The organism is Rhizobium laguerreae (assembly GCF_002008165.1).
Taxonomy (GTDB): Bacteria; Pseudomonadota; Alphaproteobacteria; order Rhizobiales; family Rhizobiaceae; genus Rhizobium; species Rhizobium laguerreae.
The window spans coordinates 117,339-135,104 of the sequence record NZ_MRDM01000009.1 but is presented as its reverse complement, the minus strand read 5'-3'; the positions used below and the strand labels follow the sequence as shown (position 1 = coordinate 135,104).

Annotated in this window: 16 protein-coding genes; 8 read left to right on the top strand and 8 right to left on the bottom strand. The window is 60.4% G+C overall.

All coding sequences use genetic code 11. The features are described from left to right. Position 1: 1 nt before the first annotated feature. The 4 genes from BS630_RS06920 to BS630_RS06905 all read right to left on the bottom strand — a co-directional run bounded on the left by BS630_RS06920 (position 2) and on the right by BS630_RS06905 (position 6,476). Positions 2-1,294 carry an ABC transporter substrate-binding protein gene (locus BS630_RS06920; protein WP_077977042.1) on the bottom strand — a complete coding sequence of 431 codons (1,293 nt, stop codon included), beginning with the start codon at positions 1,292-1,294 and terminating at the stop codon, positions 2-4. Between the two features lie 43 nt (positions 1,295-1,337). Continuing rightward, positions 1,338-2,348, bottom strand: coding sequence for a LacI family DNA-binding transcriptional regulator (locus BS630_RS06915; protein WP_077976808.1), 1,011 nt, complete (start codon positions 2,346-2,348; stop codon positions 1,338-1,340). Between the two features lie 186 nt (positions 2,349-2,534). Continuing rightward, a complete protein-coding gene (putA, locus tag BS630_RS06910; RefSeq protein WP_077976807.1) occupies positions 2,535-6,242 on the bottom strand; it encodes a trifunctional transcriptional regulator/proline dehydrogenase/L-glutamate gamma-semialdehyde dehydrogenase in 3,708 nt (1,235 codons plus the stop codon). A gap of 27 nt (positions 6,243-6,269) precedes the next feature. Next, positions 6,270-6,476: a hypothetical protein gene (locus tag BS630_RS06905; RefSeq protein WP_077977041.1), complete on the bottom strand. Its 207-nt coding sequence runs from the start codon at positions 6,474-6,476 to the stop codon at positions 6,270-6,272. 150 nt (positions 6,477-6,626) lie between these two features. On the opposite strand from BS630_RS06905, the gene BS630_RS06900 reads away from it, so the two are divergent. Then, positions 6,627-7,121, top strand: coding sequence for an Lrp/AsnC family transcriptional regulator (locus BS630_RS06900; RefSeq protein WP_077976806.1), 495 nt, complete (start codon positions 6,627-6,629; stop codon positions 7,119-7,121). Between the two features lie 30 nt (positions 7,122-7,151). On the opposite strand, the gene BS630_RS06895 is transcribed toward BS630_RS06900, so the two are convergent. Beyond that, complete coding sequence (locus BS630_RS06895) at positions 7,152-7,532, bottom strand: winged helix-turn-helix transcriptional regulator (protein WP_077976805.1); 381 nt, start codon at positions 7,530-7,532, stop codon at positions 7,152-7,154. A 157-nt stretch (positions 7,533-7,689) separates the two neighbouring features. Here BS630_RS06895 and BS630_RS06890 point away from each other — a divergent pair, with 157 nt between their 5' ends. Together BS630_RS06890 and BS630_RS06885 are read left to right on the top strand one after the other, a co-directional pair. Further along, complete coding sequence (locus BS630_RS06890) at positions 7,690-8,082, top strand: DoxX family protein (RefSeq protein ID WP_077977040.1); 393 nt, start codon at positions 7,690-7,692, stop codon at positions 8,080-8,082. Positions 8,083-8,122: 40 nt separating this feature from the next. Next, a complete protein-coding gene (locus tag BS630_RS06885; protein ID WP_077976804.1) occupies positions 8,123-8,869 on the top strand; it encodes an SDR family NAD(P)-dependent oxidoreductase in 747 nt (248 codons plus the stop codon). Between the two features lie 56 nt (positions 8,870-8,925). On the opposite strand, the gene BS630_RS06880 is transcribed toward BS630_RS06885, so the two are convergent. Then, positions 8,926-9,822, bottom strand: a complete 897-nt coding sequence (locus BS630_RS06880) for a LysR family transcriptional regulator (RefSeq protein WP_077976803.1) — start codon at positions 9,820-9,822, stop codon at positions 8,926-8,928. A 94-nt stretch (positions 9,823-9,916) separates the two neighbouring features. Here BS630_RS06880 and BS630_RS06875 point away from each other — a divergent pair, with 94 nt between their 5' ends. The 3 genes from BS630_RS06875 to BS630_RS06865 are packed head-to-tail and all read left to right on the top strand — an operon-like array spanning position 9,917 to position 12,366. After that, positions 9,917-11,104 (top strand): MFS transporter, encoded by a 1,188-nt coding sequence (locus BS630_RS06875; protein WP_077976802.1) that lies wholly within the window; start codon positions 9,917-9,919, stop codon positions 11,102-11,104. A gap of 31 nt (positions 11,105-11,135) precedes the next feature. Next, the gene (locus BS630_RS06870; protein ID WP_077976801.1) at positions 11,136-11,882 is read left to right on the top strand and encodes an SDR family oxidoreductase; all 747 of its coding nucleotides are present in this window, start codon (positions 11,136-11,138) and stop codon (positions 11,880-11,882) included. Positions 11,883-11,895: 13 nt separating this feature from the next. Beyond that, on the top strand, positions 11,896-12,366 hold the full coding sequence (locus BS630_RS06865) for a cyclophilin-like fold protein (protein ID WP_077976800.1): 471 nt from the start codon (positions 11,896-11,898) through the stop codon (positions 12,364-12,366). A 134-nt stretch (positions 12,367-12,500) separates the two neighbouring features. On the opposite strand, the gene BS630_RS06860 is transcribed toward BS630_RS06865, so the two are convergent. After that, complete coding sequence (locus BS630_RS06860) at positions 12,501-13,397, bottom strand: LysR family transcriptional regulator (protein WP_077976799.1); 897 nt, start codon at positions 13,395-13,397, stop codon at positions 12,501-12,503. Positions 13,398-13,525: 128 nt separating this feature from the next. Here BS630_RS06860 and BS630_RS06855 point away from each other — a divergent pair, with 128 nt between their 5' ends. Further along, positions 13,526-14,383, top strand: coding sequence for an NmrA family NAD(P)-binding protein (locus BS630_RS06855; protein WP_077976798.1), 858 nt, complete (start codon positions 13,526-13,528; stop codon positions 14,381-14,383). Between the two features lie 164 nt (positions 14,384-14,547). On the opposite strand, the gene BS630_RS06850 is transcribed toward BS630_RS06855, so the two are convergent. After that, positions 14,548-15,585 (bottom strand): class I SAM-dependent methyltransferase, encoded by a 1,038-nt coding sequence (locus BS630_RS06850; protein WP_077976797.1) that lies wholly within the window; start codon positions 15,583-15,585, stop codon positions 14,548-14,550. A 180-nt stretch (positions 15,586-15,765) separates the two neighbouring features. Here BS630_RS06850 and BS630_RS06845 point away from each other — a divergent pair, with 180 nt between their 5' ends. Further along, positions 15,766-17,763, top strand: coding sequence for a putative bifunctional diguanylate cyclase/phosphodiesterase (locus tag BS630_RS06845; protein WP_077976796.1), 1,998 nt, complete (start codon positions 15,766-15,768; stop codon positions 17,761-17,763). Positions 17,764-17,766: the final 3 nt, after the last annotated feature.

Genomic DNA, 17,766 nt, shown 5'->3' with positions numbered 1-17,766 from the left:
CTTACTGCTGCTCGTCGAAGGGCGGGTAGCCGGCGTTGTCCTCGATATCCTCGTCGATCTTCTTGGCGGCGGCCGTCAGCGCTTCCTGCGCGTCACCTTTGTTGAAGATCTTGTCGACGGCCTGCATGAAGGCCGAAGTGATCGTCGGATAGGCCGGGTGCGGCGGACGGGCGATCGCGGTCTTGGAAGCCTGCTCAAAGGCGACGGCGAGCGGACCGCCTTCCGCATAGAGCGGGGAACCGGCGGCGAAGCTCTTCAAGCCCGGATAGGCGGACTGGGTCTTGGCGTACTCCCGGTACTCCTTGTCCTTCAGCAGGAAGCTCAGGAACTTGCCGGCGATCTCAGGGTTTTCCGAGGTCGCGGAAACGCCCCAGATCCAGGTCCCGTTCGGGCTCACGCCCTTGTCGCCGATCTTCGGCAGCGGCATGACGACGATATTGTCCTTCATCGCTGCCGATGCCTCCGCGTAGAACCAGTGGCCGCCCATGGCGAGCGCGGCCGGCTGTTCCTCGGCATAGAACTGGTTGGTGCCCGACGAAGTCGGTACGACCCAGCCCTTCTTCACCCAGTCCTGCATCATCGTCAGCGCCTTGACGCAGGCCTCGCCGTCGAGCGTGCCGCTGGCCTTCCAAGTCTTGCGGTCAATCAGGTCGCAGCCGGCGCTTTCGAGCAGTGGGCCGTAGGCATAGGTGATCCACTCGGTCTTGATGCCGTAACCTCGGAAGGTGTCGATCGGCCACTTCACGCCTTCGAGCTTGGAAAGCTTTTCGAGATAGCCTTCGAATTCCTCGCGGGTCCAGGCATCGTCGACCGATTTCGGAATGCGGGCGCCAATGGCTTCAAGATACTTCTTGTTGCCGTAGAGCACGACCGAGGAGTCGGTGAGGCCGATCGCATAGAGGTCCTTGTCGATCGGATAGGTGCCCTGAGCGATATTCGAATCCGTCATGTCATCGAGCAGGTCCTTGTCAATGAGCGGCTTGACGGGCTGCAGATAGCCGGACCAGACATAATTGGCGAGGAACGGAGCATCGAGTTCCATGATATCGGGCAGTTGCTTGGCCATGACGGCGGCGCTGAACTTTTCGTTATAGGCATCGTGCGGCGCGTAGATCATCTCGATGTCGACATCGGGATTGGCGGCCTCAAAGCGGGCGGCAACGTCGCCATAGGCCTTCACCCAGCCAGGATCGCCCTGGTGCATGACGTGGATGACGGTCTTCGCCTCGGCGAAACCGGCGGTCGCGACCAGCGCGGCGGACGCTAGGATTGCTGAAAGTAAACGATTACCCATTGAAATGCTCATTGATATTCTCCTCCTGTTAGACACTCGATGTTCAGACGGATGCCCGTTCGACCAGATGGAACGGCAGTTTATGCAGATGCGGCGGTTCGGGCTGCTCGGCCAGGAGGATCTCCATGGCAAGGCGGCCCATGGCGCGGTGCGGCAGGGCCATCGTCGTCAATGGCGGGTCCAGCCGCGAGGCAATCTCGACCTGGTTGTCGAAGCTTGCCACCGCGATATCATCCGGAATGCGAAGGCCGGCGCGGGCAAGCGCCGCGTAGACTTCCATCGCTACGCGGTCATTGCCGCACAGGATGGCGTCCGGCCGTTGACCGGATTTCAGAAGCGCCTCTACATGAGAGGCAACAAGGCTTGGCGCGCGGTCGCTGTAGACGCTGCGGCGCACCGCCGGAAACACGCCGACGGGGTCGATGCCCGCCTCCTTAAGCGCCGCACGAAACCCCATCTCGCGTAGCGTGCCGGCGAGAATGCCCGGCAGGTTGATGAAGGCGATGCGCCGGCGGCCGGCGACGAGGAGATAACGCACGATCTCCCGCGCGCCGCCCTCTTCGTCCGGGACCAGCGCGGTGACGCGGCCGGCAGCCTCTCGGCAGTTGATCATGACGCCGACGGCGCCCGCCAACCTGTCCGGCAGGGCGACATCCTTGTGGTACATGGCGGCATATGCAACGGCGCGCGGCCGGAAGTGCTGCACCTCGTCGAGCACCGAGCCGATAGACTGGCCGCTGCGATGGTTGACCGCAAAGACCGCCATGCCGGCGCTGCGGGCCGCCCCGTCGAGGCCACGTACGATCTCGGTGGCGAAAGGCGAAGTGATGAGACCGTCGGAGACGACGCCGACCAGCGGCAGCCAGCCCTGTCGCACGCCGCGCGCCGCAAAGTTGGTTACGTAGCCGAGCTCTTCCGCAATGGCCTTGACCTTTTGGCGCGTATCGTCCGACATGCGGGCAGAGCCGCCGTGCAATGCGCCGGAAACCGTCTTTACAGAGACGCCCGCACGTTCCGCGATGTCAGAAAGAGATACAGCCACGATCGGCATCATCCTCCTTGGGTGATCGATTACCCAATAGTCGCGGCGATCGCTTTTTGTCAAGCGGCTTTTTCGCGCACTGCACGCCGGAACACGGCCTTTGCCCTATGAACATCCTTGGGATGGGCTTCTTTATGGGCACATCGGCGCATGCGATATGCGGCCGAGGGCGCATTTTCTGCGCCCTCGGCCTGTTACTCAGCCGATGGCCATGAGGCTCGCATTGCCGCCGGCGGCCGCGGTGTTGATCGACGTCGACACCTCCTCCAGCAGCCAATTCAGGCAATAGGCTTCGGGATCGCTCGCCAATTCATCGGTGCTTGCGGCCTGGACCAACAGAAGCGGACCGGGCAGTGCCGCGATCCTTTTATTGGCCGCGTGGACCCTGTCGCGATCCCCTTCGACGAGCGCACCGGAGAACGGCCCGTCCTTTTCCCAATCCGATGTCCAGGAAATCCGGCCGGCGACAGCCGCCGGAAGATCCGCCAGGACGGATTTCGATAGGGAACCCACGTCCACGACGATGTGGTTGCCGGTCGATAGGGCTGCAGCAATCTGGCGATGAAGCCCGCCTTCGGTCTGCGGCACGAGGAGAATACGACCGCGGGGATGGAGCGCGTAGAGATTGAGTTCGCCCACCGGACCGGTGAGTTCGCGTTCGAGCCCGAGCGCCGAGCGGCTCGCATATCCACGCGCCACTTCCCCCTCGCCCGACAAGCCCTTCTTGTCGAGCCAGACAATGTAGTCACGAAGGGCAAGGTCCGTATGGACGGAATCCTGCTGCGGCGGCACGGGCGCACGCTGCACCAGCCGGCCGATATAAAGCGGACCGCCGGCCTTCGGACCCGTTCCCGACAGGCCGCGGCCGCCGAACGGCTGCACGCCGACGACGGCGCCGATGATGTTGCGGTTGACATAGAGGTTTCCTGCCTTGATGCGGCTGGTCACATGCGCGATCGTTTCATCAAGCCGGGTGTGAAGCCCGAATGTGAGACCATAACCCGACGCGTTGATGTCGTCGATCAGACGGTCGAGCCCGTTTCGCTTGAAACGGATAACGTGCAGCACCGGGCCGAAGATCTCCCTCGTCAGGTCTGCCAGGGATTTGATCTCGATGATCGTCGGCGGAACGAAGGTCCCTGCCGCTGCACTTTCGGGCAGCGGCAGTTGATCCACCTTGCGGCCCAAGCCGCGCATATGCTCGATATGCTGGTCGATCTCCGTCTTTGCGCTATCGTTGATGACTGGGCCGACATCGATGCTCAGCCGGTCCGTACGGCCGATCGTCAGCTCGCGGAAGGCGCCCTTCAGCATGGCGAGGGTCCTGTCGGCCACATCGTCCTGAAGGCAGAGAACCCGGAGCGCCGAGCAGCGCTGACCGGCGCTGTCGAAGGCAGACGCAATGACGTCGGCCACCACCTGCTCGGCCAAAGCCGAGGAATCGACGATCATGCCGTTCTGGCCGCCGGTCTCGGCAATCAGCGGAATCGGCCTGCCACTCACCGACAGTCGTTCCGCCAGCTGTGCCTGGATCATCCGGGCAACTTCGGTCGACCCGGTAAACATGACGCCTGCCGTCTCCTCCGCACCGACCATGCCGGCGCCGAGACGGCCGCTGCCGGGCACGAACTGCAAAGCACCGACAGGCACGCCCGCCTCGTGCAGGATCTTGACGCTCTCCGAAGCGATGATCGGCGTGACGCCGGCAGGTTTCGCAAGCACGGGGTTGCCGGCCACCAAGGCTGCGGCGACCTGTCCGGTGAAAATCGCCAGCGGGAAATTCCACGGGCTGATGCAGACGACCGGGCCGAGCGGCGCATGCGAGGGGCCGAGCGTCTTGCGCGCCTGCTCGGCGTAGTAGCGCAGGAAGTCGATCGCCTCACGCACCTCGCCGACGGCATTGGCCGCCGATTTGCCGGCCTCGCGCATGACGATGCCCATCAGCACCTTGATGCGGGCCTGCATGATGTCGGCCGCCCGCTCCAGGCAGGCGGCACGCTCGGCCGGCGGCACGGCGGCCCATTGCGGCGCATGCTCGGCCGCCATGCGAACGATGCGCGCAGCCTCCTCGACCTTCACCTCGGTCACTGTGCCGACGACATCCCGGTGATCGGCAGGATTGAGAACATCGCGCGTCACCCCCTCCGTAGAGCCGTCGGCAAGGAGGGGAAGCGCATGCCACGGGGCAGCAGCCGTGGAGATGAGCGCCTCAGCCAAATCCGAAAGGGTGGCCTCGTTCGAGAGATCGAGACCTTCGGAATTGGCCCGGGCGTTGCCGTAAAGAGCCTTTGGTGAGGCGATCTGCGTGTGGGGCGCGCCCATAACGGGCATGGCCGCGACGATTTCCGCGGGATCGGCGATCAGCGCCTCGACCGAGACATTCGGATCGGAGATGCGGTGCACGAAGGAGGAATTGGCGCCGTTTTCCAGAAGGCGTCGAACCAGATAGGCGAGCAGCGTCTCATGCGTTCCCACAGGCGCATAAATGCGGCAGGGCCGGTCGAGTTTTTCCTTTCCGACGACCTCGTCGTAGAGCGGTTCGCCCATGCCGTGCAGGCATTGGAACTCATATTTGCCGACCGTGAAATCAGGACCCGCCAGACGATAGATCGTGGCGAGCGTCTGCGCATTATGGGTGGCAAATTGCGGGAAGACCGCATCTGGAGCGTCGAGCAGCTTGCGCGCGCAGGCGACGTAGGCGACATCCGTGTAGATCTTGCGGGTATAGACCGGATAGTCGTCGAGCCCGTCCAACTGGGCGCGCTTGATCTCCGCATCCCAATAGGCGCCCTTGACGAGACGGACCATGACCCGGCGCCCGGAGCGGCGTGCGAGATCGATGATATAGTCGAGGACGAAGGGGCAGCGCTTGCCATAGGCCTGCACGACGAAGCCCAGCCCGCTCCATCCGGCGAGATCAGGGGCAAAGCAAAGCTCCTCGAGGAGGTCGAGCGAAAGCTCCAGCCGATCGGCCTCCTCGGCGTCGATATTGAGGCCGATATCATAGGTCTTGGCGAGAACGGCCAGCGCCTTGACCTTCGGCAGCAGCTCGCTCATCACCCGGCCGGCCTGCGACCTCACGTAACGGGGATGCAGGGCCGAAAGCTTGATTGAAATGCCCGGGCCGTCGTAGATGCCGCGCCCGTCCGACGCCTTGCCGATGGCGTGGATCGCCTTTTCGTAATCCCGGTAATAACGCTCGGCGTCGGCGCCCGTCGTCGCGGCCTCGCCCAGCATGTCGTAGGAATAACGGAAGCCGCGTGCTTCCAGCGGCCGGGCGCGTTTCAGCGCCTCCGCAATCGTTTCGCCGGTGACGAACTGCTCACCCATCATGCGCATCGCCATATCGACACCGCGACGGATGACCGGCTCACCGGCGCGCGCGATCAGCCGCGTCAGCGCTGCCGACAGGCTTCGGTCGTTGACTGTCGAGGTGAGCTTGCCGGTAACGACGAGCCCCCAGGTGGCGGCGTTGACGAACATGGATTTTCCGCCGCCGATATGGGAGGTCCAGTTGCCCTCGGCGATCTTGTCGCGGATCAAGGCATCCCGGGTTTCGGTATCGGGAATACGCAGCAGCGCTTCGGCAAGGCACATGAGCGCCACACCTTCCTGGCTGGAAAGCGAGTATTCCTGTACCAGCCCTTCGACACCGGTTCCCTTGTGCTTGGCGCGCAACGCCTCGATCAGGCTGCGGGCCGTGCTGCGAATGTCATAGCGTTTTGCCTCGGAGACGCGCGCTGCTGCAACGAGCGGCGGCAGGCATTCGGTTTCCGGCCGGCGATAGGCTGCCGTGATGGCTTGGCGAAGTTCGGATTGCGGCCGGATCGGTGGGGCAAAGCCGGAAAACGGCGCGCCGTCGGTCGGATCATTGGAAGAGGCGGGGTCGATCGCTGCGTTCAACATGAAAGTACCTATCAATCGATGTGTGGTTTAACGGATAAACGAGATGCCGGGCTCGTCGTCCCACTGCGCATCGTCAGTGAAGGCGGGGCCGGAATATTCCGTCTCTCGCAGCGGGCGCGCATCCGGTCTGTCGCGCTTGAGGGTGAGCGCCGCGGCCACAGCCCTGATCGCCAGCGGCCGGTAGTGAGCGAGCAAATCCTGCGTCCGATCGTCATCCGCTTCTTTGTTATGCATGTATGATCCCCGTTTTGAGCGCGGCACCGATCCCGATTTCAGCACTCTTCTGCCCGGCGGATAATCTATCATAATCGCAAATCGCAATCTCACTTGATTTCAACAGTTTCCAGGCTGTATGAACTTATTAATCCGCGCGCGAGAGTTCAAATGGCTACTGAAACCGACATCTTTAGTGAATTGGACCAGTTCGACAGAAAGATCCTCACCGCACTCGCCGAGGACGGAAGGCTGTCGATCACGGACTTGGCCGCGCGTGTCGGATTGTCGAAGACGCCGTGCCAGATCCGCTTCAAAAGGCTGATCAGCGACGGATATATCGAAGGCTTCAAGGCCGTCCTTAATCCGTCGAAAATGCAGCTCGACCATATCGCTTTCGTCGAGGTGAAGCTTTCCGATACCCGCGAGGACGCGCTGAAAAGCTTCAACGATGCCATCAAGAAGATCAGCGAAGTCGAAGAGTGCCATATGATCGCCGGCAGGTTCGACTATCTCCTGAAGATCCGCACGCGCGATATCGGCCGCTACCGCCGCGTCCTCGGCGAGCGCATCTCGACGCTGCCCCACGTTGCCAACACCTCGACCAACGTCGCGATGGAAACGGTCAAGGAAAGCTGGGACAAGTTCGGTTCCAGTCTTTCGTGAGGGTAATGTCGTTTATCGACCCGAAGCAGTTCAGCCACCTTTCGCTTTACGCCCGCGTGCGCTCGGCTTCGCCGGCACGCTTTTGCCGTACTCGTTCCACCATGCCGTCAGAGCTTCCATCGTGGGGCCGAGGCCCCGCGCCTTCTGCGTGATTGCATATTCGACGCGCGGGGGAACCTCCGCAAAGACGGTGCGGGATACGAGGCCGTCCGCCTCCAACTCGCGCAGTTGCGCCGTCAGCATGTGCTGAGTAATGCCGGGAATAGCCTTTCTCAGTTCGCCAAACCGGTGGATCCGCTGATGGAGCAGCCACATGATTTCCAGCTTCCATTTACCGGAGAGCAGCGCGAATGCGCGACGCATCTCCTCATGCATATTGATTTCGCCATCGGCCATAGTCTGGTTTTCCATACTAGCTGCAAGTAATTCATCCTACTTGCAAAGATAGACCTTAGACGAAATTTTCCATCCGTGCATCAGGGGCGCAGTAAAAGGAGCGCCTCTCACATAGAAACCGACAGACTCGACGAGAGGAATGTTGCTGCGTGAGCAGCGACAGGATGAACTTATGCTTGAATTTTACGGATACTGGATCAGCACGGCACTTCTATCCGCGCTCTATCTCGCTTCAGCCTACATGTATGCCACAAAGAAACAGTGGGTTCGCGAGGCGCTGACGGAACTCGGATATAGGGCGAACAACCTCGTTCCGTTCATGATCATTGTTAAGATCCTCGGCCCGGTCGCGATCCTTTCACGCGTCAGCGTCCCGCTCAGCGACCTCGCCTATGCAGGCATCTTCTTTCACCTGCTGCTGTCGGGCCTCGCACATATCGGCGTTCGAAAACCTGTGGGCGCGCTGCCGGCGGCGATCGGCCTGGCGCTGCTGATCGCCTCGTTCATGACGCAGAACGACGCCCGCGACGCCCCTTCGCCTTACGTCCAGGCTGCCGTCCTCTGACGCCTCGAAGATTCCCAAGCCTTATCAAATGGAGATACACATGGGTCGACTCAATGGAAAAGTTGCCGTTATCACTGGCGCAAGCCGCGGCATTGGCCGCGCCACCGCAAAACTGTTTGCGGCCGAAGGCGCGAAGGTCGCAGTTCTTTCGCGGACCTCCGAAGGCGTCGAACGCGTTGTCGCGGATATCATCGAAGCCGGCGGCACCGCGCTCGGCGTCGTCTGCGACGTCGGTGAAGCCGATCAGATCACGGCCGCGGTGGACAAGGTTGTCGCTGCGTACGGCCGCATCGACATTCTCGTGAACAATGCTTTCGATGGTTCTGCCGTCTTGTCTTCAGTCATCGACCTTTCGATCGAGCAACTGCAACGGAACTTCGACACCGGGCCGATCGCCTATCTACGTTTCATGCAGGCTTGTTATCCTCACCTGAGAGAAGGCGGAGAAGGGCGGATCATCAATTTCGGTTCGATGGCCGGCACTGTGGGGTTGGCTGGTTACGGTCCGTACAACATGGCCAAGGAGGCGGTGCGCGCGCTCACTCGCACGGCGGCACGCGAATGGGGTGCCGACAAGATCACCGTGAACAACGTTCTGCCAGTCGCGGACACTTGGGGTGCCGCGGAAAAGGAGGTTCCTCCACCGACGAACGCGCTCGCGCGTTTCGGCTCGCCGGAAGACGACATTGCCCCGGTAGTGCTGTTCCTGGCCAGCAAGGATTCCCAATTCATCACGGGCTACAGCCTTACCCCCGACGGCGGCGCCATCATCGACAGCGCCCGGTAATTGTCGATGAGCAAGAGGCGCGACGGTTTGCGCTGCTTCGCCCGGCCTGTTTTCCGCTACCGATACCGGTAGCGGAAAGCTTCAACGAAGGCAGAGAAAGCAGGGGATGGATGGCGCCGGCTGGGGTAATAGAGATGATACCCCTGGAATGTTGGCGCCCAGTCCGCGAGCACTTCGTGCAGTTGACCGCTGTCACAATATTGCCTGATGAGGTCCCTCGGCACATAAGACAGACCCGCCCCATCGAGAGCGGCATTGATCGCCGGCCCTATGTTGCTCATCACGAGCTGGCCTTCCACACGAACGCTGAACTCGCGGCCATCTTTTTCAAACTCCCAGGCATAGAGAGCGCCTGACGTCGGAAGACGCAGGTTGACGCAATTGTGGTCCGTCAAGTCATGCGGGGTCGAAGGCACAGTGTGGACAGCAAAATATTCGGGTGATCCAACCACGGCGTAAGAGATATCGGGCCCGATGCGAACGGCCACCATGTCGCGCGCAATCGCTTCGCCGAGCCGCACGCCGGCATCGAATTGGCGCTCCACGATATTTGTGAAACCATTGTCGACGATGAGTTCCACGGTGATATCGGGGTAATTCCGTAAAAATGCCGGCAGCCTCGAACGGAAGACCAGCTCTACGGCATCATCGGGACATACGAGGCGGACTGTGCCCGAAGGCTTGTCGCGCAACGCGCCGAGGGCACTGATCCCGGCGGCGATGCTCTCGAAATGCGGCTGGATAGTTTCCACGAGGCGCGTACCGGCCGCCGTCGGGGCGACGTCACGCGTCGTGCGGGAGAGAAGCCGGACGCCGAGCCGGGCTTCGAGCGCGCTGATCGTATGGCTCAGCGCCGAGCGCGTGACTCCCAGCTTTGATGCAGCGCGCGTGAAGCTCCGCTCCTGAGCCACCTCCAGAAACGCACGCATTTCCGTGAACTCGTCGCGCCGCATTGTTGAATCTCCTTCATCACGACGTTCAGATTATAGCTTCTAGTCGAGCAAAACCAGTGCGGTTATCTATCTGGCAACGGACAGGAGAACGTGAATGACCGTCGAGTTGACATTGAATGAGACCTCACTGACGGACGACACGGCGACCTCATGGTCTGCTGTGACCTGTCTCTCACTTCTCACTTTCCTTCTGGTGGGTCTGGAATTTCTCCCTGTGAGCCTTCTGACCCCGATCGCCAGGGACCTCTCTATTTCAGAGGGGCAAGCCGGATTGGCGATCACCGTGTCGGGTGTCTTTGCGGTTATCACCAGCCTTTTCGGCAATGCCTTCCTGGCGAAGATCGACCGGAAGTCTGTCGTCCTGCTCTATACGGCGGTCCTTGTCGCATCGAGCTTGGCGGTTGCCCTCGCACCCAACTTCCTTGTCTTTCTCTTCGGACGATCCCTGGTCGGCGTTTCGATCGGCGGCTTCTGGTCGCTGTCGACGGCTATTTTGGCACGCCTGACTTCGGATCGCGACCTGCCCAAGGCCATTGCGCTTCTTCAAGGTGGCACCGCATTCGCCCTCGTCCTTGCCGCACCGCTCGGCAGTTTTCTTGGCGGGTTGATCGGATGGCGCGGAACCTTCTTCATTACCGTGCCGATCGGAATTGCCGCACTCGTCTGGCAACTGATCGTTCTGCCGAGGATGCCGGCGACATCAACCGTCTCGGTGGCCAAAATATTCGGGCTGCTACGCAATCGCACATTGGCGATAGGAATGGCGGCGACCGGCTTGGCCTTCATTGGCCAGAACGCACTGTCTATTTATCTTCGCCCGTTCCTCGAAGGCGTCACGGGGCTGGAATTGAATGTCCTGTCCATGGTGCTTCTCGGCCTGGGCGTCGGCGGGCTAGCTGGAACCTCCGTGATCGGCTTCGTCGCCCGACGCCACCTCCTCCGCGTTCTCGTAGGCCTGCCGGCCGCTCTTGCATTCCTAGCCCTGCTGCTGATCGCTCTCGGGCCGTTCGCGGCGGTTACGGCATTCCTGCTCGTCATGTGGGGATTTTTCTCGACGCCGATTCCGGTCGCCTGGAATACCTGGATGGTCGCTATCGTTCCCGGTGAATTGGAAGCGGCAGGTGGACTGCAGGTGGCGCTGATCCAACTCGCCATTGCAGGCGGCGCTTTCGCTGGCGGCATGCTGTTCGACACCGCGGGATGGTGGAGCACCTTCCTTCTGGCCGCCTGCTTTCTCGCCGGTTCGGCTGTCCTCGCCGCGCTCGCCGGCCGCCGTTCCTGAACCTTTAGAAACCTCAAAACAGGAAATCATCATGTCCCAAGGAATCCAAAACAAAGTGGTCGTCATCACCGGAGCAAGCAGCGGGCTTGGCGAAGCCACCGCGCGTCACCTTGCTGAGCGCGGCGCTTCCGTCGTCCTCGGCGCGCGGCGTAGCGACCGCATCGCCAAGCTGGCCGAGGAGCTTTGCGCCAGGGGCTACAAGGCCAAAGCAGTCCAAACCGACGTCACGGATCAACATCAAGTCAAGAAGCTCGTCGACACGGCCGTCAACGCGTTCGGTCGCATCGACGTGATGCTGAACAATGCCGGCCTGATGCCACTTGCGCCGCTCGAACGGCTCAAAGTTGACGAGTGGGATCGCATGATCGACGTGAATATCAAAGGGGTGCTCTACGGCATCGCAGCAGCGCTTCCGCACATGAAAGCGCAGAAGTCGGGGCACATCATCAACGTGTCCTCCGTCTACGGTCATGTTGTCGATCCGGGTGCCACCGTCTACTGCGCGACGAAATTCGCCGTGCGCGCCCTCTCCGAAGGGCTGCGGAAGGAAGTGAAGCCGTACAACATCCGCACCACGATCATTTCACCCGGCGCGGTGAGCACCGAACTGCTCGAGCACATCAGTGAGAAGGACATCCAGGCAGGCACCAAGGAGTTCGTCAGCAACATCGCCATCGGCGCGGACACGTTCGCCCGAACGGTCGCCTTCGCGGTGAACGAGCCGGACGATGTCGACATCAACGAAATCCTGTTCCGGCCCACGGCTCAACCTGTCTGACGCGAGGCGCGCTATGTCGATGACATCCAAGTTCATGAGCCGTCGCGCCGTGCTGGGCGGAACCTTGGCGGCCGCCGCCCTATCTCTCGTGGCGCACGGGCAGGACGAGCACGGCTCGACAGGTCATAAGGCGACAGACGTCAGGATCAGGATTGGCTTCAACAATCTAACCCTGACCGCGACACTCTCAGACAATCCGACCGCGCGCGATCTCATTTCCATGCTGCCCTTGAACCTCAAGATCGAGGATTACGGCAGAAACGAAAAGATCGTCCATCTGCCGCGCAAGCTGACCGAAGAAGGCAGCGGTGCTTTCGGCAACGAGCAGCCGGGCGACCTTTGCTACTTCAAACCATGGGGTAACCTGGCTCTGTTCCATGCGGATTACCGCTGGGACGGGCTGATCCGGCTCGGCCGCTTCGACAATGGCTTCGCGCCGTTGCTGGTGCGCGGCGAGTATCCGGTCCGCGTAGAACGCATCTGACACGGTGCTTTATGGCCGGAGATGTGAACGCCTTCCTCCCGAGCATGAAAGAACCCAACAGACGATAAACTTCCGGAAACTAGAAAGCCGCGGCCGGCTCAAGCCAGCAGAGGCGCTCGACGGGGTGCCTCCGTCTATTCGATGATCTCGACGCAGAAATCTATAAAGGCCCTGACCTTAGCCGGAACATGCTGACGCGAGGGATAGAAGGCGTAGAGCGGGAATGTCTCGTCCGACCAGCCGGGAAAGAGGTTCACGAGCTGCCCATTGTTCAGATAATCCGCCATCCCGAGTGTGAAGACTTGCGCGATGCCGATCCCCGCAAGGCAGGTCGCCAAGGTCGTGCCGGCATCGTTGACTAAAATGCGGCTGCGGGTCTCGATCGAGACGACCTCGTCACCCGACCGAAGCTCCCATTCGAAAGGCCTTGCGGTCAGCGGATCCTGGAACTGGATACAGGTATGCTCGCTCAAATCCTGTGGACGGCTCGGCCAACCATGCCGCTCGATATAAGCGGGAGCCGCAATCGTGATCACGGGCGTCTGCATCAACAGGCGCGAAATAAGCGACCTCTGTGCAGGCTCGCCAAAGCGCACCGCGACGTCCATGCCATCAGCAACAAGATCACCGATCTCGTTGCGGGTGAAGATCTCGATCTGAATATCCGGGTAACGATCGAGGAAGGCGCCGAGCCGCGGGCCGAGCACAAGGCGTGAAAAATATGGGTCGACATTGACTCGCAGTCGCCCACGCACCGCCTGTCTGGCGCCAACAGCAGTCTGCGCAGCCTCTTCGATGCCGCTCAAGAGTGGGGCCACCTGTTCGTAGAATCGCGCGCCGTCATCGGTCAGCCGCATCGTGCGTGTTGTCCGATCGAGCAGCCGCAGACCGATCCGCCCCTCCAGCCGCGAAATGGCGCGGCTGACACCCGACGCCGATAATCCCATTAGCTCCGCTGCCCGCGCAAAGCTTCCGCTCTCGATAACGGCGGCCAATACGCTCACGCCATTCAATAATCGTCCGTCAAACATCGCGTATCCGTGATTTTTAGTCACCAATCATGTGACAGAAGCGCGCTTCAGTCAAAGGCTTCCGAAGGACATGATCGGCATAACAAACCGCCAACCTGCTGGCGGCGGAGCAGCAAAGGAGTCTAGCCATGTTTGTGATCAGCGGAGTAACTGGCCAAGTCGGAGGCATCGTCGCCGCGCGTCTGCTGGAGGCGGGGGTGCCGATACGCGCCGTCGCGCGCAATGCGGAGAAAGCAGCAGAATGGAAGGACAAAGGCGCGGACCTAGCCTTGGCCGAGATGACCGACGCCGATGCGCTCACCAAGGCTTTCGCCGGCGCCGACGGCGTCTTTCTGCTGATCCCGCCCACCTTCGATCCAACCCCCGGCTTTACGGAAGTGCGCGCGGTCATTGCGGCGCTGGAGACCGCGCTTCTTTCTGCTGATCCCGCCAAGGTCGTTTGCCTCTCGACCATCGGCGCGCAGGCCAGAGAACCTAACCTCTTGAGCCAGCTCGGTCTCGTTGAACAGAAGTTATCTGCCTTGCCAATGCCGATCGCCTTTCTGCGTGCCGGCTGGTTCATGGAAAACACGGCTTGGGATATCGCGCCGGCGCGCGAGACATGTGTCCTCTCAAGTTTCCTCCAGCCGCTCGATCAGCCCTATCCGATGGTTTCTGTCTTCGACGTCGGAGCCAAGGCGGCAGAATTGCTGCAGCACGACTGGGTGGGCAAGCAGGTCATCGAATTGACGGGGCCAGAGGGCGTCACGCCCAACGAAATCGCCGCTGTCCTCTCGTCCATCCTCGGAAAACCCGTCCGGGCAGAGCCGGTCGCCCGCGACACCTGGGAGCAGATTTTCACCGACCAAGGCATGCAAAACCCCCTCCCGCGGATGCGCATGATCGATGGTTTCAACGAAGGCTGGATCCGGTTCGACGGCGACCCGGTGAAGGGCACGACCACGCTGGATACAGCCATAAGCCGCCTGATTAGCGCCGGCCGATAAACAGCTTAAAGGCCGTGGAGGAGAGCAGCCACGACCTTTCTCATGCAGCCTCTGATAGGGTCGACCCAGGATTTGAACTGAGGAATTGCCCCGAAGACTACCGGAACGGACGGCAGCGCCCAGTTACTGGCTCAAACGCCATTATATGTCGGCCAGCGTGCGGCCTACTGCGGCTTTTGAATTTCACAGTAGACAATGTTGCGGTTTGAGCCGGGCCAAACAGACACCTTTACATCCGCCCCGGTCACGCTTTCACTGGCGATCAAGCCCATCTCTCGTTCTGATCGCAACAGCAGCGCCCAGTTCATGAATGTCTCCATATAGCCATCGACGTTCGTTTCCGGGGAGAAGTTTGCGAATAGGAATGTACCGCCAGGCTTCAGCATGCTGATGCACTTTCTGGTCAGCCTTACGGCTACCGCGTGCGGCAAATAGTCATAGAGGCCCGCGGCATAAACGAAATCGAACATTCCCAGCGCATGCCTTCCACCGAGCAGGGATTTGACCGACCCGTTCACCGCCTCGACGGACGTGCCGGCGAAATCGCGGGCGACGGTTCCAACGCTCATCGGGTCTTGATCCAAAGCTACCCAGCGTCTGATCGCGCCGGCGCTCAGAGCGTGCGACAACGGGCCCTCACGAAGATGCCCGGCGGCAATCGCGAGGACTTCAGTCGAACCAGGCCGGGTCGAAGCGATTTCGTCAACGCGGCGCGCCAGAATGTCTCGACGCTCCCTTACCGCGACGGATGACGAAGCATTTCGAGTGTAGGCGTAGATCGAACGTCCCAAGTCGCTCGCTGATGCGACATCGTCCTCAATCTCAGGTCTGCCGTAGATGAAGTCGAGAAGGCGTGCGTCGCCAGAATAGCCGCGCGGCTTTTCGAACGACCAGCGGGTCAATGGATCTTGATGGAGATAGTGAGCAACGGGATGGGATTGCGCGATCTGAACGAGGACGTCCCACGCCTCCGGATGAAAGCGCCGCCTTATTTGGTGTAAGGCATCAGTAAGACGCTCGATGATCGCATGAGGCTCGACGCCGGATTTGAACTGACGGAGCGACACCTCAAGGCTGAGAGCAAGCTCAGCTCTGGCAACGATCAGGTGGCCGGGATCTGGGGCAGCAACCCTCCTGGCCGACCGACGAATCTCGCCGGGCGCTACAAGACTTTCACCGTCCAAGACCAGGCTTTGTTCCATTTCGAGATCCTCTTGACATAGCGTTAAGCATAATCAACCTCGAAATAGGATGCGACTAGAATCTACACGGGATAAGAGTAATTCTACTCTTGCGGGTCAGATGCTACCCCTCTAACAAAGCTCAGCAATAAGACAAACCGGTTGCAGATTGCCGAACGCGATTTTGGAGGGCGCCGAAGTATGGCTTACTTTTCAACATACTTTAGATGGCTGTCGGGTCGGCGTCGTTGCATGATCGCCGCTTGCGCTAATGTCCAGCGCGATGAATCAGCCGCCAGCTTTTCATTCGCCGATGCCCTCAAATCTCTGAAAACCGAAAATGATGCTGTCCGAAGGCAGAGCTCACGGTGTGGTCTTTGGATGGCGGTCGCCGTTTATGTGGCCTTCGCACTTCCCGACCGCTGGCTGATCCCCGATGTCGCTTCCATGACGATCGCCGCTCGATTCGTCGTTGCGACGATCGCTCTGCTGGCGTTCGAAATCTTGCGACTGGCAAATGCGAAAACCGTCTGGCTCGACATCACATGCGCCGCTGCGCTGCTTGTGGGCTATGTAGCCTGGCTTTACCCGGCGATTGCCACCCGCGACGTCACCGCCATGTCATACTACATGGTATTCGGCGCCATCTTCATGATGGGCGCTAACCTGTTTTTCAGTTTCCCGTTTCGGCTTTCGGTGATCACCTCAGGCCTCGTTCTATGCGCGTTTTTCATTACGATCGAGGAATTCTTCCCCTCAAGCCAAACCTACAAGCTTGCCTTCGGGCTATTCTACATTTCGTGCTTCGTTTTCACGTCTTTCGTCAATTGGCGATTGAATGTGGAGCGTCGAAACGTGTTGCTCAACGCGGCAGAGGCTCGCCACCAGCACTGGGAAGCGTCCGAACGAGGAAGGTCACTGCTCGAGCTTTCACATACTGACTACCTGACAGGCATAAGCAACAGACGCGCGTTGGATCGGCGGCTCGACGAATGCTGGGCCGCCTGGAAGGATGAACGCCGCGGCTTCTCCGTGTTCCTCATCGACGTAGACTTTTTCAAACGCTTCAATGACCGTTATGGACATCAGGAAGGAGACCGATGCCTGACTGTCATCGCCAATGCGCTGAAGGCGATTGTAGAGTCGTCCGATGGCATGATCGGCAGGTATGGTGGCGAGGAGTTTATCGTGGTCATGCCGGCTGCCCTTCCCAAGGTTGCGATGGCCCTCGCCGACAAGATCAGAATGGAAGTCGAGTCACTTGCGATTGCTCACGACGAGCGACCAGATGATATGTCGACCGTAACCGTCAGCATCGGCGTCGCCTTCACCCGCGAGAAAGTTGGCGAGAAAGTCGAACGAATAGTCCGTGAAGCCGACCTCGCTCTCTACAATGCCAAAGCAAGTGGCCGAAACTGCATTCGCAGTTTTGATCCGTTTTTACCCCGCCCCGACGACCACGCTGGCAAACTCGTCCCGCTGCTGGCGGCCGCTATCGATCGCAAACTGGTCTCGCTCGTGTACCAACCGATCTTCGACGTGACCAACGGGAAAGCAAGAGCTGTCGAGGCTTTGATGCGCCTCAGAATGCCGGATGGCACCGCGGTTTCCCCGAAGACATTCATTCCAGTTGCAGAACGAAGTGGCGCTATCCTCGAATTGGGCAGGTGGGCGATCGAGACGGCCTGCCGGGATATACTGATGACCGATCGCATGGCGACGGTCAGCGTCAACGTCTCGCCGATACAGCTGCGTTCCCCCGGCTTTGCTGCCAGTGTCGCTGAAATCCTTGATCGCTGCGGGGTCTGCGGGTCGCGACTAGCCTTGGAAGTCACCGAAGGCCTGGACATGGATATGCAGGCGGAGGTGCTGAAATGCATTGCCGATCTGCGGGCACTCGGCGTCGAAATCTGGCTTGACGACTTCGGCTGCGGCTTCGCGGGCCTCTCTTGGCTGAGGGCAATCGAGTTTCAGACGGTCAAGGTCGATAGAACCTTCCTGCACGACTGCTCGAACCCACGCGGTCTGACGATGCTTCAGGACATGATTGCTCTCATCCGCAATCGCGGGAATACGATCCTGGTGGAAGGCGTCGAAACTGCAGCACAGTTTTCCCTTCTCAAGGATCTTCGCATCGACCGGGTCCAGGGCTTTCATATGGGAATGCCGGTCAGCGCTGAACTTCTGAACGCGGCGTAACTC

What these genes read in the sequence shown, in the direction of transcription:
- BS630_RS06915 (WP_077976808.1), bottom strand. Translation starts at nt 2,348, where the DNA reads ATGATGCCGATCGTGGCTGTATCTCTTTCTGACATCGCGGAACGTGCG.
- putA (WP_077976807.1), bottom strand. Translation starts at nt 6,242, where the DNA reads ATGTTGAACGCAGCGATCGACCCCGCCTCTTCCAATGATCCGACCGAC.
- BS630_RS06895 (WP_077976805.1), bottom strand. Translation starts at nt 7,532, where the DNA reads ATGGAAAACCAGACTATGGCCGATGGCGAAATCAATATGCATGAGGAG.
- BS630_RS06920 (WP_077977042.1), bottom strand. Translation starts at nt 1,294, where the DNA reads ATGGGTAATCGTTTACTTTCAGCAATCCTAGCGTCCGCCGCGCTGGTC.
- BS630_RS06855 (WP_077976798.1), top strand. Translation starts at nt 13,526, where the DNA reads ATGTTTGTGATCAGCGGAGTAACTGGCCAAGTCGGAGGCATCGTCGCC.
- BS630_RS06845 (WP_077976796.1), top strand. Translation starts at nt 15,766, where the DNA reads ATGGCTTACTTTTCAACATACTTTAGATGGCTGTCGGGTCGGCGTCGT.
- BS630_RS06900 (WP_077976806.1), top strand. Translation starts at nt 6,627, where the DNA reads ATGGCTACTGAAACCGACATCTTTAGTGAATTGGACCAGTTCGACAGA.
- BS630_RS06870 (WP_077976801.1), top strand. Translation starts at nt 11,136, where the DNA reads ATGTCCCAAGGAATCCAAAACAAAGTGGTCGTCATCACCGGAGCAAGC.
- BS630_RS06850 (WP_077976797.1), bottom strand. Translation starts at nt 15,585, where the DNA reads ATGGAACAAAGCCTGGTCTTGGACGGTGAAAGTCTTGTAGCGCCCGGC.
- BS630_RS06885 (WP_077976804.1), top strand. Translation starts at nt 8,123, where the DNA reads ATGGGTCGACTCAATGGAAAAGTTGCCGTTATCACTGGCGCAAGCCGC.
- BS630_RS06880 (WP_077976803.1), bottom strand. Translation starts at nt 9,822, where the DNA reads ATGCGGCGCGACGAGTTCACGGAAATGCGTGCGTTTCTGGAGGTGGCT.
- BS630_RS06875 (WP_077976802.1), top strand. Translation starts at nt 9,917, where the DNA reads ATGACCGTCGAGTTGACATTGAATGAGACCTCACTGACGGACGACACG.
- BS630_RS06860 (WP_077976799.1), bottom strand. Translation starts at nt 13,397, where the DNA reads ATGTTTGACGGACGATTATTGAATGGCGTGAGCGTATTGGCCGCCGTT.
- BS630_RS06865 (WP_077976800.1), top strand. Translation starts at nt 11,896, where the DNA reads ATGTCGATGACATCCAAGTTCATGAGCCGTCGCGCCGTGCTGGGCGGA.
- BS630_RS06890 (WP_077977040.1), top strand. Translation starts at nt 7,690, where the DNA reads ATGCTTGAATTTTACGGATACTGGATCAGCACGGCACTTCTATCCGCG.
- BS630_RS06905 (WP_077977041.1), bottom strand. Translation starts at nt 6,476, where the DNA reads ATGCATAACAAAGAAGCGGATGACGATCGGACGCAGGATTTGCTCGCT.